This is a genomic window from Mycetocola saprophilus, from assembly GCF_000718085.1.
Taxonomy (GTDB): domain Bacteria; phylum Actinomycetota; class Actinomycetes; order Actinomycetales; family Microbacteriaceae; genus Mycetocola; species Mycetocola saprophilus.
In genome coordinates this window covers 787,886-812,928 of the sequence record NZ_JOEC01000002.1, presented here as the reverse complement: position 1 = coordinate 812,928, position 25,043 = coordinate 787,886, and the positions used below count along the sequence as shown (strand labels likewise).

General features: G+C 65.2%; 18 protein-coding genes and 1 tRNA gene. 6 read left to right on the top strand and 13 right to left on the bottom strand.

All coding sequences use genetic code 11. The annotated features are described in order from the left end of the window. The first annotated feature begins 50 nt into the window (after positions 1 to 50). The 3 genes from IE92_RS0109515 to IE92_RS0109505 all read left to right on the top strand — a co-directional run bounded on the left by IE92_RS0109515 (position 51) and on the right by IE92_RS0109505 (position 2,437). Positions 51 to 569, top strand: coding sequence for a hypothetical protein (locus IE92_RS0109515; protein ID WP_030148264.1), 519 nt, complete (start codon positions 51 to 53; stop codon positions 567 to 569). A gap of 297 nt (positions 570 to 866) precedes the next feature. Beyond that, a complete protein-coding gene (locus IE92_RS16665; RefSeq protein ID WP_030149655.1) occupies positions 867 to 1,598 on the top strand; it encodes a DsbA family protein in 732 nt (243 codons plus the stop codon). A 2-nt stretch (positions 1,599 to 1,600) separates the two neighbouring features. Further along, the gene (locus IE92_RS0109505) at positions 1,601 to 2,437 is read left to right on the top strand and encodes a cytochrome c biogenesis CcdA family protein (RefSeq protein WP_043321572.1); all 837 of its coding nucleotides are present in this window, start codon (positions 1,601 to 1,603) and stop codon (positions 2,435 to 2,437) included. A 127-nt stretch (positions 2,438 to 2,564) separates the two neighbouring features. On the opposite strand, the gene trmB is transcribed toward IE92_RS0109505, so the two are convergent. The 3 genes from trmB to IE92_RS0109490 all read right to left on the bottom strand — a co-directional run bounded on the left by trmB (position 2,565) and on the right by IE92_RS0109490 (position 5,885). Then, the gene (trmB, locus tag IE92_RS0109500) at positions 2,565 to 3,431 is read right to left on the bottom strand and encodes a tRNA (guanosine(46)-N7)-methyltransferase TrmB (RefSeq protein ID WP_081863915.1); all 867 of its coding nucleotides are present in this window, start codon (positions 3,429 to 3,431) and stop codon (positions 2,565 to 2,567) included. Between the two features lie 81 nt (positions 3,432 to 3,512). Beyond that, positions 3,513 to 5,168: a hypothetical protein gene (locus IE92_RS0109495; protein ID WP_156027489.1), complete on the bottom strand. Its 1,656-nt coding sequence runs from the start codon at positions 5,166 to 5,168 to the stop codon at positions 3,513 to 3,515. A gap of 291 nt (positions 5,169 to 5,459) precedes the next feature. Beyond that, the gene (locus IE92_RS0109490) at positions 5,460 to 5,885 is read right to left on the bottom strand and encodes a GlcG/HbpS family heme-binding protein (RefSeq protein ID WP_051701636.1); all 426 of its coding nucleotides are present in this window, start codon (positions 5,883 to 5,885) and stop codon (positions 5,460 to 5,462) included. A 154-nt stretch (positions 5,886 to 6,039) separates the two neighbouring features. Here IE92_RS0109490 and IE92_RS0109485 point away from each other — a divergent pair, with 154 nt between their 5' ends. Together IE92_RS0109485 and IE92_RS0109480 are read left to right on the top strand one after the other, a co-directional pair. After that, positions 6,040 to 6,453: a winged helix-turn-helix transcriptional regulator gene (locus IE92_RS0109485; RefSeq protein WP_051701637.1), complete on the top strand. Its 414-nt coding sequence runs from the start codon at positions 6,040 to 6,042 to the stop codon at positions 6,451 to 6,453. An 89-nt stretch (positions 6,454 to 6,542) separates the two neighbouring features. Further along, positions 6,543 to 7,562 carry a zinc-binding alcohol dehydrogenase family protein gene (locus tag IE92_RS0109480; protein WP_030148257.1) on the top strand — a complete coding sequence of 340 codons (1,020 nt, stop codon included), beginning with the start codon at positions 6,543 to 6,545 and terminating at the stop codon, positions 7,560 to 7,562. A gap of 69 nt (positions 7,563 to 7,631) precedes the next feature. On the opposite strand, the gene IE92_RS0109475 is transcribed toward IE92_RS0109480, so the two are convergent. The 8 genes from IE92_RS0109475 to IE92_RS0109440 all read right to left on the bottom strand — a co-directional run bounded on the left by IE92_RS0109475 (position 7,632) and on the right by IE92_RS0109440 (position 22,038). Further along, complete coding sequence (locus IE92_RS0109475) at positions 7,632 to 13,475, bottom strand: SdrD B-like domain-containing protein (protein WP_030148256.1); 5,844 nt, start codon at positions 13,473 to 13,475, stop codon at positions 7,632 to 7,634. Positions 13,476 to 13,792: 317 nt separating this feature from the next. After that, positions 13,793 to 13,867: transfer RNA gene (locus tag IE92_RS0109470), tRNA-Arg, on the bottom strand. Positions 13,868 to 13,959: 92 nt separating this feature from the next. Continuing rightward, on the bottom strand, positions 13,960 to 14,862 hold the full coding sequence (locus IE92_RS17315) for a DUF4190 domain-containing protein (protein ID WP_051701638.1): 903 nt from the start codon (positions 14,860 to 14,862) through the stop codon (positions 13,960 to 13,962). Between the two features lie 126 nt (positions 14,863 to 14,988). Then, positions 14,989 to 17,529 carry a beta-glucosidase family protein gene (locus IE92_RS0109460; protein WP_030148254.1) on the bottom strand — a complete coding sequence of 847 codons (2,541 nt, stop codon included), beginning with the start codon at positions 17,527 to 17,529 and terminating at the stop codon, positions 14,989 to 14,991. Between the two features lie 179 nt (positions 17,530 to 17,708). Further along, on the bottom strand, positions 17,709 to 19,088 hold the full coding sequence (locus tag IE92_RS0109455; RefSeq protein ID WP_030148253.1) for a hypothetical protein: 1,380 nt from the start codon (positions 19,086 to 19,088) through the stop codon (positions 17,709 to 17,711). 261 nt (positions 19,089 to 19,349) lie between these two features. Next, entirely contained in the window at positions 19,350 to 19,853 is a 504-nt protein-coding gene (locus tag IE92_RS0109450; RefSeq protein ID WP_030148252.1) for an HNH endonuclease, read from the bottom strand. 311 nt (positions 19,854 to 20,164) lie between these two features. After that, on the bottom strand, positions 20,165 to 21,034 hold the full coding sequence (locus tag IE92_RS0109445; protein WP_156027488.1) for a C40 family peptidase: 870 nt from the start codon (positions 21,032 to 21,034) through the stop codon (positions 20,165 to 20,167). Positions 21,035 to 21,342: 308 nt separating this feature from the next. Next, a complete protein-coding gene (locus IE92_RS0109440) occupies positions 21,343 to 22,038 on the bottom strand; it encodes an iron-dependent transcriptional repressor DtxR (RefSeq protein WP_030148250.1) in 696 nt (231 codons plus the stop codon). Positions 22,039 to 22,209: 171 nt separating this feature from the next. Between IE92_RS0109440 and serC the strand changes: the two genes are divergently transcribed. After that, on the top strand, positions 22,210 to 23,322 hold the full coding sequence (serC, locus tag IE92_RS0109435; protein WP_030148249.1) for a phosphoserine transaminase: 1,113 nt from the start codon (positions 22,210 to 22,212) through the stop codon (positions 23,320 to 23,322). Positions 23,323 to 23,423: 101 nt separating this feature from the next. On the opposite strand, the gene IE92_RS16660 is transcribed toward serC, so the two are convergent. Both IE92_RS16660 and IE92_RS0109425 read right to left on the bottom strand, forming a co-directional pair. Further along, complete coding sequence (locus tag IE92_RS16660; RefSeq protein ID WP_245601254.1) at positions 23,424 to 24,602, bottom strand: DUF3027 domain-containing protein; 1,179 nt, start codon at positions 24,600 to 24,602, stop codon at positions 23,424 to 23,426. A 57-nt stretch (positions 24,603 to 24,659) separates the two neighbouring features. After that, on the bottom strand, positions 24,660 to 25,043 hold the full coding sequence (locus IE92_RS0109425) for a cold-shock protein (RefSeq protein WP_030148247.1): 384 nt from the start codon (positions 25,041 to 25,043) through the stop codon (positions 24,660 to 24,662).

Sequence of the window (25,043 nt, the reverse complement as noted above, 5' to 3'; positions counted from 1 at the left end):
AGACTCCCCCGCTATAGTGGAGGGGTTTGATCGAGGCCGGAAGGGGGACCATGAGACGCCAGATCACCACGCGGATCGCCGGGCTCTCCCCGCGTACGCTCCTGGTTTTTGCCGTGCTCCTGGCGATCATCACGGTGGCCCTGATGGCACCGCGCTGCACCAACGCCGCGCAAACGCTGCGCGCACCGGCCCACAACCTGGTGGTCGAGAGCACCGACTCTCCGCTCGTGGCGATGCACGCCGACGCGACGCGTGACATCGCCTCCGGATCGTCGCTCGCGCACCGATCCGGTGCCCTGAGCCCCGAGTCTGGCGCGTTCAGCCGCGGGCTGGCCGAAGCGATGGCCGCCGAAACCGTGGATGAGTCCTCGCCGTTCTGTGCGCCGACCGGCCCAAGCCCCGACAACGTGACCAGCGCCCGCACGCTGGATCAGCACACCATCACCACCGGCGACGCCGTCACCACCACCGCGCTCGGACTCGAGCCCATCGTGACGGCCGTCTCCCCCACGCACTCCCACACCCCGGCGGCACCGCTGCCCCAGGACCTCGGGATATCCCGAACCTAGGCATCCGGCGGGAGCGTCCGCGATTTTCGCGTGAGCGACGCATAAACTCCGCACCCCACGGCCGTAAACACGAGCCGGCCAATCCGGCCCGCCATGCTTCCGTCCGTCTCTCCCGAGGATCAGCACACGCGCTCGTGTATCCGTGCTTGCGTGCTTCCGCACCCGCGCACCTGCGCCCCGCGCACATCCTCACCCGCGCCGCTGCGCGGATCGAAAACCGCGCCGGCCGGACCGCGCATCCCATACTTCGGCGTGCCTCATCGCCTCCCGCGATCACGCCCCAACCCAAGGATTTTTATGAGCACCCGTCGAACCACCCTGATAGCCATCGGTTCCACCCTCGCGGTCGCCGCAATCGGCGTGATGATCTGGGCCGGAACCACCGGCCCGGGCGACACCGCCCCCACCTCGCCGATCGCCGAGAGCCAGGCCCCCAGCACCAACAACGCAGCCCCGCAGCCCGAGCAGCCGCCGCTGACCCTGGACCGCCGAATCGACGGCGACCCGCTGGCCATGGGCGCGATCGACGCCCCCGTCACCCTGGTCGAGTTCGCCGACTACCGCTGCCCCTTCTGCGGGGTCTTCTCGCGGGACAGCATGCCACAGATCAAAAAGGAGTTTGTGGACACCGGCCTGGTTCGCGTGGAGTGGCGTGACTTCCCGATCTTCGGCGAAGACTCGGTCGCCTCGGCGGTGGCCGCCCGCGCCGCCGGCGAGCAGGGGAAGTTCTGGGAGTACCACGACGCGATCTACGCCGCCGCCCCCGAGCGCGGACACCCCGACTACCCGCGGGAGAAGCTGGTGGAGTTTGCCCGGCAGGTCGGGGTGCCGGACATGACCAAGTTCACCGCAGACCTCGATAGTCCCGAACTGCAGCAGGCGGTCGCGAAGGATCTCGCCGAGGGGAAGTCCCTGGGAGTGAACTCGACCCCGGTGTTTGCGATTAACTCGACTCCGGTCGTCGGTGCTCAGCCCCTCTCGGTATTCCAGGAAGCAATCCGCGCGGAGCTGGCGAAGGTCGGTCGCTAAGCGTGGATATCGGATACACCGGGGCACTGCTGGGCGGCATCCTCACCCTGTTCAGCCCGTGCTCGGTGATGCTGCTGCCCGCCTTCTTCGCCTATGCATTTGCCAGCCCCACCAAGCTGCTGCAGCGCACCGGAATCTTCTATCTGGGACTGCTGGTGACCCTGGTTCCGCTCGGTCTCCTGGCCGGCGCGCTGGGATCCCTACTCACCGAGAACCGCGGCATCCTGGTCTCGGTGGCCGCGGGAATCGTCATCGTGATCGGACTGCTTCAACTGATCGGGATCAACATTCCCGGCCTCAACCGCGGCGCCGTCGGCGAGGGCACCTCGGCGGTCTCGGTGTTTATTCTCGGCGCGGTATACGGTGTGGCCGGGGTGTGTGCGGGGCCGATCCTCGGCTCGGTGCTGACCGTCGCGGCCACCGGAGCCAATCCCGTCTATGGCGGCATCATGCTGGCGATCTTCGCCCTGGGCATGGCGCTGCCGCTGGGTGTGTTGGCGCTAATCTGGACCCGGGTGAGTGTGGCCAAAAAAGGCTGGCTTCGCCCGCGTCAGGTGCGGATCGGACGCTGGGAAAACTCGGTCTGGATGGTGGTTTCCGGGCTGCTGTCGATCGGAATCGGCGTGCTGCTCCTGATCACCGAGGGCACCGCGTCCCTCGGCGGAATCTTCACCGTGAGCACGCAGTATCGGGCCGAATCCTGGGTCTCCGAGACGGCGATCAAGGTGCCCAACCTGGTGTTTGTGCTGGTCGCCGTGGGGATGCTCGCGGCCGTTGCGGCGCTGGTGTTCTGGCGCTCGCGCACCCGCAAGCGCGAGGCCGAGGCGGTCTCCGCGTAGGTTGACGAGCGTGAAGCGGCGGCGCCCGCGATTGCCCGACCCTTCACAAGCGGCGGCACCCGCGGGAGACTAAGCCCTCACAAACGGAGCCGCCCGGGAACCGAACGTTCCCGGGCGGCTCAGCCGGTTAGGCCCGCACGTAGGCGAGGTCGGTGGCCCCACGACCGGCGCGGCGCCCCTTCTCCTCAAACGTGGTGAGCACCCGGCCCTCGAAGCGTTCCACGACCCCGTCGCTCCCGGCGATCACGGGCACCAGATCGGTGCGGCCCCGCAGCACCTCACGCATGTGATCCGCATAGGGTTCCCAGTCGGTGGCGAGTCGCCAGATTCCGCCCGGACGCAGGACCCGCGCAACCTGATCGGCAAATTCGGGCTGAACCATTCGGCGCTTGTGGTGTCGCGCCTTGTGCCAGGGATCCGGGAAAAACACCCAGATTTCGTCGAGGCTGTCCGCGGGCAGCGCATCCAGAATCTCGGGGGCGTTGGCCTCGATCAGGCGCAGGTTGGGAGCGCCGCCGGCCCGATCGGCCAGCGAAATGGCCTGGGCCAGACCCGCCCAGTACACCTCGAGGGCCAGATAGTTGTTGTCTGGGTTGGCCAGTGCGGCGGCGGAGACACACTCCCCCATCCCCGAGCCGATCTCCACGATGGTGCGGGCCTCGCGCCCGAACACCGTGGGCAGGTCGATGCTCACCCGCGGGTCCACCGAGGTGGAGGCGTGGGCGCGCGGCACCTGCACGAGGTAGTTATCCCCCACCCGACTCATCGCCGATTCCTGGCCGGCGGTCAACCGGGCAGACCGGCGGACAAACGACACCGGATAGGGCCGATACTGCTCGGGAACACCCTCGGGGTTGGGGACCACCGGGGCGCGATCGCCGTCCTCGGAGAGCGAGATTCCCGGGGCCAGCGGCGCGGTTTCGGTGGCTGCCTCCGCGATCTCCGGCGCGGCAAACGCCTCGGGCTCGGTACCGTTTTCGGGGGTCGACGTCATGAAATCCTCTGAATCAGTGCGGGCGCCGCACGGCGCGACTCCCTAAATTTTAGGGGACGCCCCGCGCGGAGCCGAAACCCCTCACCCCTGCGCCGCGGATCCTCGCCCGAGCTCACCGGCCAGATCCTGAAGATCGCTGCGCCGTCTTGCGTGACGCACCCGGCGTAGATAGGCGTCCCAATCGGCGCCTCCGATTCGATCCTGTGCGATTTTCTTACCCGGTGTGCCCAGCCGGTCCGCCCAGGCAAGAAGTGGATGGATCGTATCCTCCGTCATACGCAGAACGTGCGGAAGTCGCTCGCGCACCTCCGCGGCCAGCGCGAAGTTCTCGCTCAGGAGTGCCTCAAACAGGAGACGCCGTATGTCGTCATCACTCGAGAGCAGACTCCCCTCAAAATACAACCGGTCCAGGCGTGCCAGCAAAGCGGCTGCCCGTCCCCGGTCGGTTGCTTCTGCCCCGTCACGTACCGCCAGAATCTCCGCAATATTGTCGTGAATGAACGGTCCGTGATACCCCGATTCGACATCCATATAACGCAAAATCTGTGCACCCCCGAGCCCGATTCCATCGACCCCGGTATAGACGGCCAGGGGAACCTCCGCCAGCCTGAAGCCCGCAGAAAAATAGGTCAGCAGACCCACCTCATGCGCTCGATGTACCAGGGTCAGGGCCACGGGCATCGTGAGCTGGGTGATCACACAACTACTGGGGTAGGTGTTTGAGGTTCCATCCCAGGTGACCTTGCCAAATCCACCTCCCCGCGTGATTGCAATTCCCAACAGGCCGATCTCTTCGGGCGTGGTCCGCCACACGGCTCGACCAAACTGCCGAATCGTCTCCTGACGGTCATCGAGTATGGGTGAATTAGTATTGAATGCGGCCGAAAGCACCTGAGTATGAGGATCCCGTCGAGTCTCTCGACTCAGCGTGGCCAGGAGCGTGATTGCCTCATCCGCGCTCAATCCTTCAACCGCCAGCTTCACCTCGGCCAGGTTATCCGCCAATAATGCAGAGGCGGCGGCGGCAAATGTGCGCCCCGTCTTGATCTGCGAATTGGCGATGGTGCCCTCAAATAGTGGCCGTCCCAAATAGCTAGAGGTGGGTGCTCCACGACCCACATGGAGCCGCACTCGGGCAACCGTGCGGGCCGATGGCACTCGATAGGGTTCCATCTCCTCACGGGTGAACCCACCACCGCGCTCCAGGTGTTCAACGTGAACGATCACCCCGCGCAGATAGCGCACATCCCGCGTCGTCCCCGCGAGGTGTCCCTCCCCGGGATCCGTGATCGAGGCGTAGGTTTGCACGTCTCGAAAACCCGAGGTCCCCCAGATGGGATAGGCACCTGGAATGTGCACTCCGCGGTCAAGCAACCAGTAGGCCGCCTGGATTGCGATCAGCTCGTCGGTTGTGGGGTCATCTTCCACGTCCCTGTGGTTGGCAATTAACTGAGATATCTCGGCCAGGAAATCCTCATCGGCGGACTGCCTGCTCTGTCCGCTGGCCGGGGCAAAAACGTCAAGCCCCTCCTCACTGAAGCGGATCAGAACCGAAGACTCGCCCTGGGCCGTCTCGGGCGGCGCTCGGTATCCGGCGATCGCCACCAGATAAAGCAGGGCTATCTCGTGAAGCGGGATCTCGGGACGAGCAATCGCGCTCAGCGTGTCCCTGATGGCCGCCTCCCAAATCTCGAGTCCGTCAAACCGCTGGCCGAACGCGTACAGGGAGTTTTCCACCCGAAACAAGGATTCGGTAAGCGACTCCGAGGTGGGTAGCCGATACGGTTCGGCCCGGGTAAACGCATCGAGAGTAACTCGCTCTCGGGTCAACGCTGAGTCCGCCTGGGCGAGGAGTTCTCCCAGGTGTTCAACCATAAGGAGTCGTGCGTCACCCGGTGGAATGTGGAGCCGCGTGGCGGGACCGGCAGAACGTGAATCGTGAATAATCATGATGAGAATTTCCTTTCAACGAGGAGGGGATGAGGGTGGGCCCCAAGACGCGTGGTCTTGGAGCCCGAGTGAGGGGTCCTATGCCAGCGCCGCAGCGGCGGCCTCGGCAACCTCTCGGTCCTGGTCGGGTGTGCCTCCGCCCGCCCCCACCGCGCCGATGACGACACCATGCGGATCGACAAGGGGAACCCCGCCGGCCACAAAGGCGTAGGTTGCCTGTGCCGAGCCCAAACCAAAGAGCGCGGCACCGGGTGCCACCGCACCCTGGAGTGCCGCCGTCGGCTGCGCAAAGTGCACGGCGGTCAGAGCCTTGGCCGCGCTGGTGCCGATCGAGGCGAGTGCCGCACCGTCCTCGCGCACTTGGGCAACCAGGTTTCCCGCGCCATCCAGCACGGCGATGGTAAAGGCGGCACCCAGTTCGGTGCCGCGGGCAAAGCCCGCGTCCACTGCGAGATGGGCTCGGGTACGGGTCAGGATTACGGGCGAAACTGAGGTGATGGTCATCGGTGTCACGTTCCTATCTGATCTGGAGTTTTTCATCACGCCGAAGTGGGTGACTGCGGCCACCCTATGTGGGCGCGGGTGGTTACCCACAAGGCGTGTTACTCTCCATCGGATAGCGACTAACGCACAGCGAACCAGACCGAGATGCGGACCAATGACTTCACCAGCACCACTCTCCATATTCCCCACGCACGAGACGCACGGCGACGTTTACTCGGCCACCTGTCCCTGCCGCCATCTGCTTGAGGTGGTGGCGAATAAGTGGTCGGCACTCGCAATCGGCGCCCTGGCTCATGGTCCGGTACGCTTCGGGGTCCTTCAGCACGAGCTGTCCGGCATTTCCCCCAAGGTCCTGACCTCCACGCTGCGCCGTCTGGAACGGTATGGCCTGGTGCATCGCGAGGTGTTTCCGGCGGTGCCCCTGCACGTGGAATACTCGCTCACCGAGATTGGCCGCACGGCACTGGAACCGGTCTTTGCGCTGCGCGAGTGGGCCGAATCTCACTACGATCACGCATCCGTGATAGCGGCCCAAATTGATGACGCTCGTCCACTATCAAATGGATAGCAATATCCCTTGCGGGTAACCAGGGCCTCTCGCCTAGGGTCGGCTCCGAGCGATGTCACCGGACATCGCGCCGAAGGGACACCCGATTAATGACAACCACACCAGCCGCCACGGCCATCGTCTCGCGGATCGGCGGTGCGCTGACCGTCGACAGCCTTGTCGACGTAAATTGCCCACCACCAGCCTCCCCCACCGGACACGACATTCTGGTGGACGTCGAAGCGATCTCGGTCAACCCGGTCGATGTCAAGGTGCGGGCCTCCGCACACGGGTCCTCCGCGGATCGAATACTCGGCTGGGACGCCGCCGGGACGGTGGTCGCAGTGGGACCCGAAACCACGCTGTTTGCGCCCGGGGATGAGGTCTACTACGCCGGAAGTATCGAACGTCCGGGGTCATATTCCCGGTTTCAGGCGGTGGATGAGCGGATCGTCGGGCGCAAGCCACGCACCCTCACATTTGCCGAGGCCGCGGCGCTGCCCCTGACGGCCATTACCGCCTGGGAAGCCCTGTTTCACAAGCTCAAGTTAACCGAAGACTCGGCCGGCACCATTCTGGTGCTGGGTGCCAGCGGTGGCGTGGGCTCGATCGTGATCCAGCTGGTAAAAACCCTCACCCGGCTGAGAGTCATCGCCACGGCTTCCCATGATCGGTCTCGCACCTGGGTGCGGGACCTCGGGGCCGATGTCGTCGTGGACCACACGGCACCGCATCTGGATCGCCAGATACTCGCGCACGCCCCCGGCGGCGTTGACTATGTCTTCTCCGCGCACAGCCGCGATCAGATTCCCCTTCTGATCACGGTGGTGCGTCCGTTTGGCGAAATCGTGGCCATCGATGATGAACGCAACCTCAATTTCTACGCACTCAAGGACCGCAGTATCTCGTGGCACTGGGAATCCATGTTCACGAGGTCTTCACACCACTGGGACCTCGAGGGCCAACATCGGCTGCTGAACCAGATTGCCGACCTGATCGATGCGGGCGCTCTCCGCACGACCCTCACCACGCTACTCACCCCGCTCGATGCGGAACGGGTACGCGCCGCGCATCGACTGGTGGAAACTGGTCGGACCGTGGGGAAGATCGTCGTAGCCCGGTCACACTAGCGAGCAGGAAACCTCGGGCCCCTCACCTAATGGTGAGGGGCCCGAGGTGTGTTGCTCAGCGCTAACTAACTAGGCTGCGTCGTTGCGACGTGCGCGTGCCAGCATGAATGCTCCACCGGCCAGCAGCAGCAGTGCCGCGGCACCACCACCCCACAGCAGGTTGGGGTCCACACCGGTCGAGGACAGGCGGTCGCCCTTGGCATTCTCCGCCGGGGCCGACGGGACGATCGCGGCGGGGTTCAGCACCACACCGGCATCCCAGGTCGGGTCGATGCCCTCGGTCGCGCCGAGCGTGAACGCGGTGTAGTCGCCGGTGAGGTTGACGTTGTCATCTCCCAGGAAAATCACGCGGGTCCATCCGGTGGTCGCGTCGGCATCCGAGTCACGGCCGCTGTTCTCGCCATCCGCGCCCGCGGTGGTGAAGTGGTACAGCTTGGCCTGCTCGGCGGTCAGCTCGAAGCGGACCTTGTAGCTCCCCGCGGGCAGGTTGTCGAACACGTAGCGTCCGGCCGAGTTGGTGGTGGTCCGAGCCAGCTCGGTTCCGTTCTCGTCGGTCAGGATGACGTTCACTCCGGGCAGTGGCTTCTCGTCCGCGTCCTGGATTCCGTTGGCGTTGGTGTCGATCCAGACGTAGTCACCGATCGCATAGCTCTTGGAGACGAAACCGAAATCGAGCGACGGATCGTGCTCGCCGTCTTCCAGCAGGCCCTCGGAGGAGGACTCCCAGTTAGACGAGTTGACGTTGCGGTTATCACCCTGGCCGGGCTTGGTCGGGGTGTAGGGCTTCAGCGCCTCGATGGTTGCGGGGTCATCCCGAACGATCTTGACGGTGTAGCTCTCGCCCTGTTCCAGGGCCGGCAGGTTATCGAACGAGTAGCGACCATCGGCGTCGGTCACGGTGGGCTCCACCGGGTTACCGAACACATCGGTCACGGGCTCGCCGTCCGGGCCCACCAGCACGAGCTTGACACCGGGGATGCCGGGTTCGTTCTTGTCCAGGATGCCGTCGCGGTTGAGGTCAACCCAGACCACGTCGCCCACCGAGACGCTCTTGCGAACGAAACCGAAGTCGAGGGTCGGGTCGTGGTCCTCGTTGCTGATCAGCTCGCCGGAGGCGGCCTCCCAGCTGGAGGAGTCCTTGGCACGGTCGGATCCGGCACCCGGGGTGGTCGGCACAAAGTGCTTCAGCGCCGCCCGGGTTCCCTCGTCGTCGCGCACAATCTTCACGGTGTACGACTCTCCCGGCTGCAGGGCCGGCAGGTTATCGAACGAGTAGTGTCCGTTGTCGTCGGTGATGGTCGGCTCGACGGCCTCGCCAAAGACGTTGGTCACGGCCTTACCGTCCGGTCCCACCAGTTCGAGCTTGACACCGGGGATGCCGGGCTCGCCCTCGTCCTGGATGCCGTCACGGTTGATGTCGAGCCAGACGAAGTCGCCCACGGACACGCTCTTGCGCACGAATCCGAAGTCCAGCGAGAGGTCCTTGGCCCCGTTGGTGACCAGGTCACCCGAGGTTGCGGTCCACTCGGAGGAGTCCAGCTCGCGGTCCTCGCCGGCACCAACCAGGGTCGGTACGTAGGGGGCCAGAGCCTTCAGGGTGCCCTCATCGTCGCGCACAATCTTGACGGTGTAGGACTGGCCGGCCTCCAGAGCCGGCAGGTTCTCGAAGGAGTACTTGCCGTTCTCGTCGGTCACGGTCGGGGCAACCTCGTTGCCGTAGATGTCGGTTACCGCGGCACCATTCGGACCCACCAACTCCAGCTTGACACCGGGGATGCCGGGCTCGCCCTCGTCCTGGATGCCGTCACGGTTGGTGTCGGCCCACACGAAGTCACCCACGGATACACTCTTGCGCACGAATCCGAAGTCGAGGGTGAGGTCCTTGTCGCCGTCGTTCACCAGGTCGCCGGAGGTGGCGGATCCGGTGGAGGAGTCCCTTGCCGGGTCCGTGCCCGCGCCGGCCTTGGTCGGAACGAAGTCCTTCAGTGCGGCCACGGTCGAGGGGTCGTCGGCGACAATGGTCACCGTGTACGACTCACCGGCGGGCAGCGAGGGCAGGTTGGCGAAGGTGTACTTACCCTCGGCGTTGGTGGTGACCGGTGCGACGGGGTTACCGAACACGTCGGTGACCGGGTTGCCCTGTGCGTCGGTCAGCTTCAGCACAACCCCGGCGATACCGGGCTCGTCGCCGTCCTGGATGCCGTCACGGTTGGTGTCGGCCCAGACGAAGTCACCCACGGATACGCTCTTGCGCACCACACCGGCATCCCAGGTCGGGTCGATACCCTGCGTGGCCGAGAGCTCGGCATCCGCATAGCTCGTGGTGAGCGCGGTGTTGGCATCGTTCAGGGTGATCTGTGCGGTCCAGCCCTTCGCGTCGGCATCCGAACCGGTGGCACCGGTGGCACCCTCCGCGTTCTGCGTGGTGAAGGTGTAGATCGCGGCCTGCTCGTCGGTCAGGACAAAGCGCACCTTATAGTCGCCCGCGGCCAGACCATCGAAGAGGTACTTGCCCGCCTCGTTGGTGGTGGTTTCGGCGATCTTCTTGCCGTCGGCATCGGTCAGGATGACCGTGACACCGGCGAGAGCCGGCTCGGTTGCATCCTGCTTGCCGTCGCGGTTGGTGTCGATCCAGACGTAGTCACCGATCGCATAGGACTTGCTGACAAATCCGAAGTCGAGGGTATCGTCACGCTCGCCACCGTTGACCAGGTCACGCGAGGTCGCGGTCCAGGTCGAGGAGTCCTTGGCACGGTCACTACCCTGCTCGGCCTTGGTCGGCACGAGGCCGTCCAGCGCCGCGATGGTGTCCGCATCGTCCCGAACGATCTTCACGGTGTAGTGCTGGCCCGCGGGCAGCGTCGGAAGGTTATCGAAGGAGTACTTACCCTTGGCATCGGTGATCTGCGGTTCCACGGGGGTTCCGTAAACGTCGGTTACCGCGGCGTCGCCGGGTCCCACCACCACGAGCTTGACGCCCGCGATGCCGGTTTCCGAACCGTCCTGGACGCCGTTGCGGTTGGTGTCCAGCCAGACGTAGTCACCCACGGAGACCATCGGTCCCGCCGAGACGTTGACCATCTTGGCCTCGCCCGGGGACTGGACGCCGTCCTCGTCGATGGTCAGGGCGACCGGAACGGAGGAGAGCAGGTAGCCCTTGGGGGCCCTGGTCTCCACGACGGTGTACTTGCCGGGTTCCTTGACCGTCACCGAGCGGTGCGGGTGTGCCTCATCGCCCTTGGTGACGAGCTTGCCATCCACCACGTAGACGTTCTTGACCACGACCTCGCCGGCCTCGTTGCGAACCTCGAAGCGTGCGCTCTCGTCGGTGATGGACACCTCGGAGTCGGCCGAGTCCACCTTGGAGATGTTCAGCGGGTAGGCGTTGGAGGGCACGATCGTGGCCGAGATGCGGCCGATCGAGTTGGTGATGCCGATGTCCGGGGTGAATTCCTTCACCTTGACCTTGAAGAACAGGTCCACGGCCTTACCGTCGGGCAGCGCGCCCGCGGTGATCGAGATCGAGTTGGCCGCCGCGTCGTACTTCGTGTCGATGCTCGAACCGGGGATCCGGTAGGTGTCCGAAGACACCTTCTCGGTGGTGCCGTTCTTGACCTGGTCGGGCTTGACGAAGCCGAGGAATTCAAGCGACTTGGGCAGCACGTCCTTGACGTCCGACACCATTGCGTCGAACTTGCCGTGCGGGACCATGCGCACCCGGTAGATGAACGAGTCGTTAATCATCTTGCCGTCGGCGTCCATTTCGACGCGCAGCGACTTGGTGTAGGAGTCGGTCTTGGGGTTGTAGAGCGTCTTGGTGAGCTCCAGCTCGTCACCAAACGAGGTGGCCGAGGAGGAGAAGCTCGAGTCGTAGACGAACTGGTTCGAGGAACCCAGGTAGGAAGCCGAGTTGTCCACGGCGACGGTGTCCTTGCCCACCAGGGCCTTGACCGGCAGGGTCACCCGCAGCGTGAACGCACGGTTATCGGCGTTCGGTGCCGCGGCGAGCTTTGCCGATGCCACAAACTCCAGGTCGCCGTTGGGGGCGATGACCGCGGTCACCGAATCGTCGGCACGGGTACCCTCGCGGTTGACCTCGATGCTGCGCTGGATCGCGGGCAGGGTTTCGGGGGTCACGTCAAAGACGTTGTGGTCGATCTGGTCCACGATCTTCGACTTGCGGGCATCGCCGGCGTGACGCTTCACGGCGAACTCATAGGTCAGCGCGATCGGCTGACCCGGCTGCACCTGGGCATCACCGCTGAGGTTCTTCTTGGTGAAGGTGTCGGCGTCATCCAGCGGGAACTCGCGGTCCTTCTCGATCACGAACGCGTGCTCATGCGACTTGACGATCGGCTTGGCATCGGCGTTGTTCGAGTAGGTGAACGACGCACGGTTGGTCGGGCCAACGTAGAGTTCCTGAGCGGTGGGGATCCAGCCCGGCTTGTTGATGAGGTTTACCCCGTTGCCCGCGAGGGTGAAGAGCTCGGCCTTAACCTTGATCTCCACGTTCAGGGTCGGGGACTTGCCCACGTTGACCAGCAGCTTATTGCCGATCACGGCGTACTGGTTCAGGTAGGTGTCGGCGGCAAAGGCGGTGGCGCTACCGGTGAAATCGACGGCCTGGGTCAGCTTGGTCCCGTTCGAGGCGGTGATGAACGCGGCATCGGCGCTCAGCCAACGCAGCTGTGCGGGCAGATCGTCGGCGATCACGACGTTCTGGTTGAGCTTGTACTTGGTGTTCTCCAGCGACTTGAGCTGGTTCAGGTCCGCGCGCAGGGTGTAGGTCACCGGAACGGTGGGGTCCAGCTGGCGGGTGCCCTCCGTGAAGGTCACCGGGAAGTCGCGCGGGATATCCGACCACTTGTCGAAGGCACCGATGCCGCCGATGGTGGTCTTAATGTCGACGTTGGCACCGGACTCGTGCGCGGTACCACCGGTGATCTTGGCGGTGTTGGGCAGCGAAACCTTGAGCTCGGCATTCTCGCTCACGTCGCGGGCATCGTACTGAGCCTGCAGGCTCGCGCGGATGCTGTCCAGCGCAGCTGCATCCTTGATGCGCAGGTTGTAGGTCAGGGTCAGCTCGGAGTTCGCCGGGGCCTGAGCGGTGTAGACGAAGGAGGTCGCGGTCGGCTTGGTGACGCTGGCCGAGGGCGCGGGCTGCTCGGTCCGGTTCATGCCCTTGGCATCCCAGGTAACCAGCTTTGCGGTGGGTTCGCCCACCAGCACCAGGCTGCTCGAGAACGCGTCGGTGATGGTCAGCGGCGTGCGTGCATCCTTGCTGCGCACCACGACGGTGTAGGGGATCGAGGTGGTGAGGAAGTCCGGCCCCATGACAACCTGTCCGTCGCCGTTGATGCTGACGCCCGGCCATGAGAAATTCCCGATGTTCTTCTTGCCGGAGTTGTCGATGTTGGTGAACTGGTCACCGGTCTTTTTCACAACCACCGTCGACGAGGTCGGCTTTCCGTCCACCAGCCAGGTGTCGGTAATCTCACGCGAAGTCTGGACCTCGGTGTACTGGAAGTTGATCTGGAAGGTTCCCTGAACCCGGTCCTCGGGGATCTTGTCCGCGAAGGTCACCAGCAGGTTGCCCTTGCCATCCAGCGTGTAGGACTTGATCGCGGTGTTGCCCGCGGGCACTACGAGCGCGCTCTCCGGGATGGTCACACCCTCGGGAAGCTTGACGGTCACGACCTGGCCATCCGCCATATCGCTGTAGCCAAAGGCCAGCGTGTAGTCCTTCCCCGGCTCGAATACGGGGGTGCCGTTCTGGTTGCCAGCGCTGCCGGTTTTGGGAAGGGTGAGCTTCACAACCGGTTCACCGGCGGCAAATGCGGGCATGCTCACGCCGGTAATTACCAGCAGAACGGAGACGACACCGGCTATCAGTGCGGCGATGCGTCGGGACATTTTGGGCGCGCTGGAACGCGCCCTCGTTTGCACGAGGGCATGACTCATATGAGGGTATGTACTTTCTTGGGGGGAGGTGAGCCCGGGGGTACGCACCGGTGATTTTCGGGATCACGGCGCACGGACTCCCAGAGAGCCTAGGGTACTTTTGCCCGCGATATACAAAACCCCCGTTAGGCTCAAAAAAAGGCCTCCGTGGCCCGGGCGTGTCGACCTTTTGGGGGACTCACGAATATCCGGAGCGGAACGAATATTCCCCCGATCGCCCGGACAAAACAAAAAACCGGGCCGCAGCCCGGTTTCTCGATGTGATGTGATGGTGCCCCTGGAGGGACTCGAACCCCCAACCTGCTCCTTAGGACGGAGTCGCTCTTCCATTGAGCTACAGAGGCTGGCACAGCGTCATCCCCGAAAACTGGATGACCGTGTCCATGTTAGCCCAGGACCGGGCGCACCGCGCGGACCCGAGCGGCATGTGCCGCACTCAGGGCGCGGTGCAGTGTTCGGTGGCGAAGTCCGAGACGGCGATTGCCGCGCTCTGCGCATCATGCAGGTCCTGGGGGTCAAACGCCCCGCTCCCCTCAAACCCCTCGGCGGCGTACCAGGACGAATCAATCATGGTTTCCACCTCCCCCACGATCGAGGTCGAGGCCGAGTCCCAGAGCGTTTCGCCCACACCGGCGACCTTGATCATGAACTCGGTCTCGGCGGCATACGTGCCACCGTCTCCCACGTGTTCGGCGTAACCATCGGCGTCCAGGCTGGCCAGGGGTTCAAGCAGCGGAGTCAGGTCCTGGGCGCTCTCGCAGAACTCCGCGCTCACGGTGTCCGCGCGCGGCACCTCCTCCGAATACGAATCGGCGATCACACCGCTTGAGGCGACCAGTCCGCTAAAAACGAAGAGTGAGAGTGCAAGCAGCACGCCGGCCACAAACGTGATGACGCTCAGGCCCGCACCCACCCAGATGGAGGCCAGCGCGAGCCCCGAGGCACGCCCATGCCGATCGCGCTCCCGCACGGTCTGCACGATGCCGAGCACCATTCCGATCGGCGAGAGCACAAACGACGTGATAAACGCCACAATCGTCAACGCTTCGGGCGCGGGGCGGCCCGGGGGCTGCTGCGCCGGGTACCCGGGGGACGCGGAGGCGTGGACACCGGGACCCTGCTGCGGGTACCCGGGATACGCCGAAGTGTGAGCGCCAGCACCCTGCTGCGGGTACCCGGGATACGCCGAAGTGTGAGCGCCGGGACCCTGCTGCGGGTATCCATACGGCGGAAGGTTCGGCGCATACGCATCACCCGGCGGTGCGGGCGGCACCGGCGGGATCGGTGCGGGCAGCGGGGTCTGCGGGGTGCCCTCGGGGTTCGGCTCGGTGCCACTCATCGTGGGGCCTTTCACTTCATGCGGTCGGTGATCCGGACGCGCCGGTCCCCACTACAATAACGAACCTAATTGTGAGTTCGCACCCGGCCCCACCCCGACCGCTCGAATGCGCCCCACTGTTCGGGGCTACCGCCCGCGTGCGGCCACGTCCAAGCTCACACCAAGCGGCGTATCGGCCACATTGGCTCCCGCCACCAGGCGATACGTGCCGCCGGGACGAATCCATCCCGAATCGGCGACGCTCCACACCTCAAAGGCGCGGGCAGGAATGCGCACGGTCACCGTGGCGCGATCCCCCGCGGCCACGGTGCCGGCGCCGAACCCGGCGAGCCAGCGCACTGGACGCTCGCCCTCGGGGGTCTCTACCGGCGGTTCCAGGTACACCTGAACCACCTCACGGCCGGTGCGTGCACCGACGTTTTCAATCACCACGTCGACCTCAACCGAGCCGTCCGCGGCCGGGCGCGGCACGCCCAGCTCCCGATAGCTCCAGTCGGTCCAGCCGCGGCCAAATCCAAACGGCAGCGCCGGGGTGGCCCCGGCACGCAGCCAGCCGCGGTAGCCCACATGGACACCCTCGGCATAGTCGATGCGACCCTGGTCGTTGGGAATCGCGTGCGGCACGGGCACACTGGCTTCGTCGGCCGGCAGGGTCCAGGGCAGTCGGCCCTGCGGCTCGGCGCGGCCGGCCAGCACGTCGGCGAGAGCGCCGCCGGCTTCCTGCCCGGGGAACCAGGCCCAGAGCACGGTCTGGGCGTCCTCCAGCCAGGGCAGCAGGACCGGGGCTCCGGCGTTCACCACGATGATCGTGTCCGGCGCGACCGCGAGCACGCGGCGCACCAGTTCGTCCTGCCGTCCGGGCAGGGACAGGGAGGTGCGGTCCCAGCCCTCGGATTCGACCTCCTCGTTGGTGCCCACCACGAGCACGGCGCGCTGCGCCGCTCGGGCGGCATCCACCGCGGTCGAGATCTCCAGGTCGGCGTCCTCGCTGGGGGTGCGGTGACGGAACTCGGCGCGCACAAACTCGCCATAGCCGCCTGCATGCACAACCTTGAGCTCGGCCCGCAGGACCGCCACCCGCGGTTCGGTGACGAGTCCCTTGGTCACGATGCTCGGCGGGTTGTTCACGCTGGAATCCAGCACCACCTCGGCGCCGGCGGGAGTGGTGCTCTCGGCGATCAGCTCGCCGTCCACGATGATTCGGTAGGCACCCACGGTGCCCACCTCGAGGCTGTGCGGGCCCGGCTCGTCGAGCAGGATGCGAGTCTCGACCACCACGGTATCGATCCGCTCGTCGGTCACCCGCTCCCAGCCCTCCCACTCGACCATCTCGCGGTGGCCCAGGACCTCCCCGTCGGCGTCCAGCTGGGTGACCGTGACGATGCCGGCACCGGGCACAGTCGGGTTGCCGGCCGCATCCACAAATCCGGTGAGTCCGGCCAGGACGGGGATGGTCGGCGCATAGCGACGACTGTCGCCACCGCGGCTCAGCGTGACCGAACTGTTCGGGAACGCCTCGGTCAGACCATCGTGGATCTCCTGAACCCGGGCGGGGTGCACGGTCGAGCTGCCGCCCCCCAGCACGTGGGTGCGCGCGGCGTTCGGGCCGATCAGGGCTATCGATTCTCCGTCCACCAGCGCGGGGATTCCCGCATCGGGACGACGCAGCACCACGGTGCCGGCCGCCGCAAGTTCGCGGGCCATCCGCGCATCGTCCTCGACCTCGTCGAGGCCGGCGGGCGTCTCGGGTGCATCGAAGCCGGCGAGCTTGCCCACCCGGGCGGCCATCAGCAGGATGCGGCGCACCTTGTCGTTGATGATCTCCTCGGAGACCTCCCCCGCGCGCACGGCGTCCAGCAGGTTTTCGGCCCAGGGACCACCCGGACCGGGCATCACGATGTCGAGCCCGCCGGTCGCGGATTCCACCGTGGTGTTGGTGGCCATCCAGTCGCTGATCACGGTACCGTCAAATCCGAGCTCGTCCTTGAGGACATCGCGCAGCAGGTGCGAGTGCTCGGTCATCGGGGCGGTCTCTGTTCCGTCGTCCACGCCGTTATAGGCGGCCATGATCGACCAGACGCCAACCTCGCGTACCGCATGCTCGAACGGTGCCAGGTAGACCTCGCGCAGCGTGCGCTCATCCACCTCGGACACGTACTCGGTGCGCTTGGTTTCCGAGTCGTTGGCCACATAGTGCTTGAGGCACGCGGCCACGCCGCACTCCTGCAAGCCCTGGACCACGGCGGATCCCACCTCGGCGGTGAGCAGCGGGTCCTCGGCGAAGCACTCGAAGTGTCGGCCACCCACCGGGGTGCGCTGGATGTTGACCTGCGGGGCGAGGACCACGTCCACGCCGTGGCGGCGGGCCTCGCGGGCAAAGAGATTTCCCACCTGGCGCGCACGCTGGGGATCCCACAGCGCGCTCAGCGCACTGGGCGAGGGCAGCAGGATCGAGGTCTCCCCCGGAGTCTCCCCGGTGCCACGCACACCCACGGGGCCATCGGACACCACAACCGAATCGAGGCCGATCTCCGCGATCGGGGTCAGACGCCAGGACGTCATGCCGGTCAGCAGCGTGATTCGCTGTTCGAGCGGGATCCGAGCGATCAGCGCGTCAAGGGTGGTTCCGTCCCGGTGGGTCGGGAGAACCTGGGGTGTTGTGGGCATCGTTGCGTCGCCTTCCGTGCGTCTCTGCGCGTGTGCGTTGAGTTAAGGTTACTGGCCTGTAAGTAACTTGGCAAGCATTTGATTTTTTCGGCGCGCCCTCACGCAGAATTGCTCGACACCACCGGGGTGGAGCCGAGCAATTCAACGGGCTGAGCGGGCAGGCTCGAACCTGGGACGTCCTAGTTGACGATCACCGTGAGCTGCGCCACGGTGCTCTCGACACCATCCAGGATGTGACTCACGATGAGCGTGTTGGGGCCGGTCGGGGCGAGGTTTGAGATGGTGGTCCGCCAGTGCCCATCGGCACCGGTGGTCACCCGAACCTCCGCGCCAATCCCCCGAAGAATCACCACGGTTCCCGGAGCATCCGCTCCCGTGACAACCGCGGTCAGGGTGCCGGAGTCCACCGACTCGATGCTGGCCCAGGAGGTTACCGGACCCGTGGTCTCGTAAATGACCACGGACAGGGCGAGCGGAGCCGAGGTGGAACCGTTCAGCGTCTGTGTCACCGAGATCAGGTTCAGTCCGGTCTTCAGATTCGACAGCGATACCTGCCAGTTTCCGAGGGCATCCACCTGTGCGCTGCGCTGCACGCCATCTACCAGAACGTTGACGATGGCTCCACGCTCTCCGGTGCCACCCACGAGTGCCGTGCGCGCCGAGTTGTCCACCGCCTGCACCGTGGCGGTAAGCGCGCCGGCGGTGATGGTTGCGGTCATCGGAATGCTGTTACCCGATTGCACACCCGAGACAAACTGGCTGGCCGTGATCGTGTTGTCGCCGGTGAGGAGATCCGACACGGTTGCGTTCCAGTTTCCGTCGGCCCCGACAACCACATCCGTGGTGATGCCGACCGGGAATTCCAGGCGGATCGTGGCACCGGGCTGACCGGTCCCCGAGACCTCGGCCGTTCGCGCATCCTGGTTAACCGAGGTCACCTGTGCGGTAAGTCCGGTGGCGGCCGAAAGCTTGGTGATGTCAAGACCAAACGGGTTACCATACGGGCTCAGTCGAACCACGGACCAGGGGCTAGGGGCGACGGATCCGGGGGGCGTCGGCGCAAACGACAGCCCATCCGACAGCCGATTCGGGATCGCCATAAACCAGCTGTTGTGATATCCCGAGCCCATCGGCCCCTTGACCATGGCCCAGTCCTGGTCGGCACCACCGTTACACAGTTCGGCGGTCACCTGGGCGTTGTTCTTCACCTCCGAACGTGTCACACAGAGCGACCCCAGCAGGCCGGTCCCGGTAATTGGCCCGACGGTCTCCAGCGCGGGGAATGTGAACTGTGGGCTATCTGGAAACACCTGCCCCGGCTTGGACGTATAGGTCTTCCCCTGAACCGGAGTCTGGACGATGCCGAACTTCGCGAAACCGTAGTTACTGGCGGCAACCCACGGGCCGATCAGTCGGCCTCCCGCAGTGGCCGCGGCCCTGCCCTGTGACGTGGTGACGGCGGCGGAATCCGGCGCGGCGGTTGCGGCCGAAACGGCCACAAAGCTCCCGCCCAGGGCTAGAGCCGCGGCAATCGCGGCGGACAGTGTTTTTTTCAACACGACAGGCTCCTCATTTTTTGTATTGGTGATTGTCGTCATGCAGTCAGCGGCGATCGACACGAAACCGCGCATCCAGGGCGTGCTCTTTTCGTGGCACCGCCTCGCCGAGACACATCACACACAAATCAATGACATATCTGCATTCAAAATACCGATATGCGTTATCTCATTTGTGCGGCTGTCACCAATCGCACCTTGAGGATGCGGATCGAGCAAAAACCGGCCGGACCCCAACGGGTGTCCGCCGGTTATTATCCACCGCTAGGCGGCGAGGTGACTCTCCAAATATGGTTCCCAGGAGGGGACGGCGCGATCCGCTCCGCGCACGGTCCACGAGGGACCACGCGGGGGCCGCGGGGCGCGGTTGAGACTCCAGCCCATTTCGCGCGGGGTGCGGTCGGCCTTGAGGTTATTGCAGCGCATGCAGCAGGCCACCAGGTTTTCCCAGCTGCCGGCACCGCCACGCGATCGCGGAATGACATGGTCAATGGTGTTCGCCGAGGCCCCACAGTAGGCACAGCGGAAGTCGTCCCGGCGCAGAACCCCGCGCCGGCTCACCGGCACTCGACGCACCCGCGGCAGACGAACGTAGGTGCCGAGGACGATCACCAGGGGGCGAGCATATTCCGCCTCCGAGGTCCAGACCGGATGCTCGATATCGACCTCGAGCACCGTGGCCTTATTATTCATGACCAGCACGAGTGCTCGTCTAAACGAGACGATCCCGAGCGGTTCGTATCCCGCGTTCAAAATGAGTGTGCGCATGAGTGGTTCTCCCTCGCGAATGGCCTGGACGGCTTCTAGGTAATTCGACAACAGCCCCGAGCAAGACACGGTTTCCCCGGAAAACAAAAATGGCGCTGTCTTTACGACAGCGCCAAAACTCGGGGTGACTACCCACCCCACTCCGGAAGGTAAACACACTCTCCTGCACACCAGGAACGTCCGTGGGTCGGACTCCGGGTATTCGGATCATGTGCTTCCGCTCCTTACAACGGGTAACGACCTCACCCTAATACAGAAATGGCGCATTTTCCGAAGAAATTGCGCCATTTCCGATGAACAATGCAGGAAGCTTAGCCCGCGATCCGTACGATCGACCAGCTCTTTGCGTAGATCGGACCGATCCGCAGCGGCACACCCGGACGCGATGCGTGCAGGATCATGCCGTTACCGGCGTAGAAGCCGATGTGTCCGGCGCTGACCACGAGGTCTCCGGGGACGGCGTCGGCGACGTTGATCTTGGTACCCATACGCCCCTGAGTGTCGGCGTTGTGGGGAAGGGCGATGCCGAACTTGGCGAAGACGTACTTCACAAAACCGGAGCAGTCGAAGCCGGCCGGGGTGGCACCACCGAGAACGTACGGGACACCCTGGTACTTCAGCGCCTCGCTGAAGACGGCCGAGAGGCTGTACGACGGGGTCGGTGCGTTGGAGGCCAGCAGCTGGTCGGCCGAGGGGCCGGTGTACGCGGTCTGGTTGGCGGCGAACGCGGCGCGGCTGGCGGCGGCGGTCGCGGTGCGCTGGGCCTGAGCTTCTGCCTGGGCACGAGCGGTGGCGTTCGCTGCCAGCTCGGCGGAGCTGGTGGCATCGAATCCACCGCGTGCCAGGTCGGCGGTCTCGGCCACGGCCGAGTCCACCGCGAAGCTCTGCGGGTTACCGGCGGCGGTGTTCCCCGAGGCGGGGTCCTTCTGGCCGGGCAGACCCGCGGCGTATGCGGGGAGGGCAACGGTTCCAAACAGTGCCGGAACGGCCAGGGCCACGGCGAGCGTGGAGCCCCAACGGCGACGCGGGGCGGTCGGCACGTTGGTCTGGACGGTGCGGGTGAGCTGCGGCTCGGGGGCCTGAGCTTCACGTGCGAGTCGGGTCTCTCGACGGCTGAGCGTCTGCGAACGAGCCGCGGTCAATGAGTCTGCGTTCGACTCGTTGTTTCCTGCTTCAGTCAAAGTGACTTCCTCCGGCGCCTCCCGACGGCGACCGTGCGGGGCACGATTTCACCGTTCGTCTACTTCAAGAATACTTGGAGTCTCGATCATGAGGAGACGAACGGGAGAGCGCCTCATGATGGGTCCTGCGGTCTGGGTTTAACCATCGGACTCAACCGACAGTACGCGAGATTGAGACGGTTGTCATCTTCCAGGGGGATATTTCTAACAAATTGGTAACGTCCAACAGTCTTTTTATGTTTTCCCTACAACGCAAAACCCCCGCCACACGGGGTGACGGGGGCTCGGGATCGCCGGAATCGCGCGGATTAGAGCGCTTCGGCGTAAATGTGTGCGGCCACCTCGGTGGGCAGTTCCAGTCCGTCACCGAAACCTTCAACCCGTACCAGAACGTACGAACCTGCGGAGGTGAAGGTTCCCGTCTGACCCGGCATCACGCCGGCCTGCTTAAGCTGCAGCAGCAGCTCCGGCTCAAACTGCACCGGCTCGCTCAGGCGACGGATACGTGCGCTGACCGGAGCGGTGGTGTCGGCCACCAGCTGCACCAGGCTGGAGACCCCCTCGGTGAAGGAGACGGCCTCGGGTCCGCCCAGGTCGGCCAGACCGGGGATCGGGTTGCCGTAGGGCGACTCGGTGGGGTGGTCCAAAACCTCAAGCAGCTTGCGCTCCACCTGCTCGCTCATCACGTGCTCCCAGCGGCAGGCCTCATCGTGCACGAGTTCCCACTCGAGTCCGATGACGTCGCTGAGCAGACGCTCGGCCAGGCGATGCTTGCGCATGACCTGGACTGCCTTGCGGCGGCCCTCGGTGGTCAGTTCCAGGTGACGATCGCCCGAGACAACCACGAGTCCATCGCGCTCCATCCGGCCAACCGTCTGCGAAACCGTCGGCCCGGAGTGCCCGAGTCGCTCGGAAATACGCGCGCGAAGCGGCACGATGTTCTCTTCTTCGAGATCGAGGATGGTTCGCAGATACATTTCAGTGGTGTCAATGAGATCGGTCATTGGGTCTCCCTACTAGCCCTCGGGGGTCGCACTTAGCTTAGCCGTTCCTTGCTGGGAACATACCGGAGCGCCTCGCCGTGCAACGGTTGTTCCGTGCACTTCTAACCATATCTGTGACGAACGACAACAACATCGCTGACGCACCCCCTTTCTCCGCTCTAGAATCTGGTTATGCCTGAGATTACGATCCCCTCCAACCTCCTGCCCGCCGACGGCCGCTTTGGTTGCGGCCCGTCCAAGATCCGCCCCGAGCAGAGCGCCGCCCTGCTGGCCGCCGGATCCGAACTGCTTGGTACCAGCCACCGGCAGGCACCGGTCAAGAACCTCGTGGGCCGCGTCCGCGACGGTCTGGCCTCGCTCTTCTCGCTGCCCGAGGGCTACGAGATCATCCTCGGCAACGGTGGATCGACCGCATTCTGGGATGCCGCCTCGTTCGGCCTGATCGAGAACCGCGCCCAGCTGCTGAGCTTCGGCGAGTTCGGCTCCAAGTTCGCCGCCGCGGCCGCCGCGCCCTGGCTGCAGACTCCGGATGTGCGCACCGCACCGGGCGGGTCGCGCAGCGACTTTGAGGCCGTGGAGGGCGTGGATGTGTACGCCTGGCCGCACAACGAGACCTCGACCGGCGTGTCGGCCCCGGTCACCCGCGTGCACGGCGACGCCGGCGCGCTGACCGTGATCGACGCCACCAGCGCCGCCGGTGGTATCAACTTCGACACCGCTCAGGCCGACGTCTACTACTTCGCCCCGCAGAAGAACTTCGCCTCCGACGGTGGACTGTGGTTCGCCGTGGTCTCCCCCGCCGCGATCGAGCGCATCGAGCGCATCGCCGCATCGGGTCGTTACATCCCCGAGTTCCTCTCGCTGGCCAATGCGGTCACCAACTCGCGCCTGAACCAGACCCTGAACACCCCGGCGCTCAGCACCCTGGTGCTGATGGACAGCCAGGTGCAGTGGATGAACGCCAACGGCGGTCTCGCCTGGGCCGACGCCCGCACCAAGGAGTCCTCGGGTCACCTGTACGAGTGGGCCGAGAAGAACGCCTTCACCACCCCGTTCGTGGCAAACCCCGAGCACCGCTCGCAGGTTGTGGCGACCATCGACTTCGATGACAGCATCGACGCCGCCGCCGTGGCCAAGGTGCTGCGTGCCAACGGGATCGTGGACACCGAGCCCTACCGCAAGCTCGGCCGCAACCAGCTGCGCGTGGCCACCTTCACCGCAATCGATCCCGACGACGTGCGCGCGCTGACCGCGAGCATCGACTACGTGGTGGGCGCCCTCTAGGAGGTCCGTCACAAATAAACGTCCCCCGCATCCAGATGGAGGCGGGGGACGTTTGTTTGTGGAGAAGAAGAGAGGGACGTCGTCTTCCGGCGCGTTGAGGCCTAGCGGAACGAGGCGGGACCCTCGTCGTCCTCGTCTTCGACCAGGTCGCCGTAGATGTCCTCATCGCCGGTGGCGTGGCGCGCGCGGCGATTACGGGAGCGGTTCCGAGTGCGTCCCCGAGAGGAGGACGCTACCGGCTCGGAATCGGCGTCGGATGCGTCGGAACCTTCGGCATCGTCGTTCTCTTCGGAATCGTCGTCCGTGTCGGACGGGTGGTCTTCGTCATCCGAATCGTCGTCGGAGTCGTCGTCTTCTTCTTCGTCGTCGTCGTCGGAGACATCGTCATCGTCATCGTCATCGTCCGAGTCGTCCTCATCGTCCGAGTCGTCCTCGTCATCCAAGTCGTCATCGTCATCCAAGTCGTCATCGTCATCATCCGAGTCTTCGTCATCCGACTCGTGTTCGTCCTGCACCTGGTCGACATCCACGCCGTCGATGTCTCCACCGTGGACGCGACGGCCGTGCTCGTCGAACTCGTCGTCGTCATCCTCGTCGTCGTGATCATCGTCCTCGTCGTGGTCGTCTTCCGCGCCGGACTCCGCGCGCAGCTGGGCCAGCTCGGCCTCGGCCGCCGCGGCGGCGGCCTGGCTCGCACGATACTCGGCCAGGCGCTCGGACCACGGAACCCACTCGGGCGAGAGCAGGGCACCGTCGGCGGGGATCAGGGAGATCTCCAGCACGTTGGGCTCGGCGTCCTCGTCCACGCGGGCGATCGTCACGTTCCAGAACCAGCCCGGATATCCAGGCAGTCGGTTCTCGAACAGCATCGACAGCACGCGCTCACCCTCGACCCGGTGACCGATGTGACGTCCCACCTGAGCCTCGGGGATGACCTCCAGCAGCGCGGCCCGCGACACATCCACGGCTACCGCCAAGACCGGATCGGCCTCGAACACCACCGGGGCCTCCTCCGCGCCGTCCTCCTCCGAATCTTCCGCGCTCTCCGAAATCTCGGAGGGTCCCGCGTGCGCGTCGGCGGGCACGGCCCCATCGGAGGCGTCCTGCGTCGCCGGTGCCTCGGGCTCGGTCGATGCCTCGGTGGCACGCACCGAGGTCAGGGTCTGCGCCAGTTCGACATCCGCCAACCCGGCGTCTGCCCGCTGCGCGGGCACAGTGTCCGTCGTACCGTCGGTGTGCACGTTCGCGTCGTGCTCGAGGTTGTCGGTTTCTGAAGTCACTGGGTGTTCCTTGCTCTTGGGTGCCGCTCGCTGGCGGAAAACTGGGGTCGCTCGCGCCTAGGCGTCGAGCTCGTCGGCCACCCGGCGCAGTGCCTGGGCGACCAGCTTGGCCTGTGAGCCCTCGGGATAGCGGCCCTTGCGCAGGTTGGACCCCACGCCATCGAGAACCTTCACGACGTCCTCGATGATGATTGCCATGTCGTCGGCGTTCTTGCGCTTCATCCGCGCCAGGCTCGGCGGCGCCTCAAGCAGCCGGACCGAGAGCGCCTGCGCTCCACGCTTTCCCGCCGCGATTCCAAACTCCAGCCGGCTGCCGGGCTTGACCGTACTCACGCCCTCGGGCAGCGCCGAAGCGTGCAGGAACACCTCCTGGCCATCATCGCTGGCGATGAAGCCGAAACCCTTGTCATCGTCGTAGAACTTGACCTTGCCGGTGGGCAT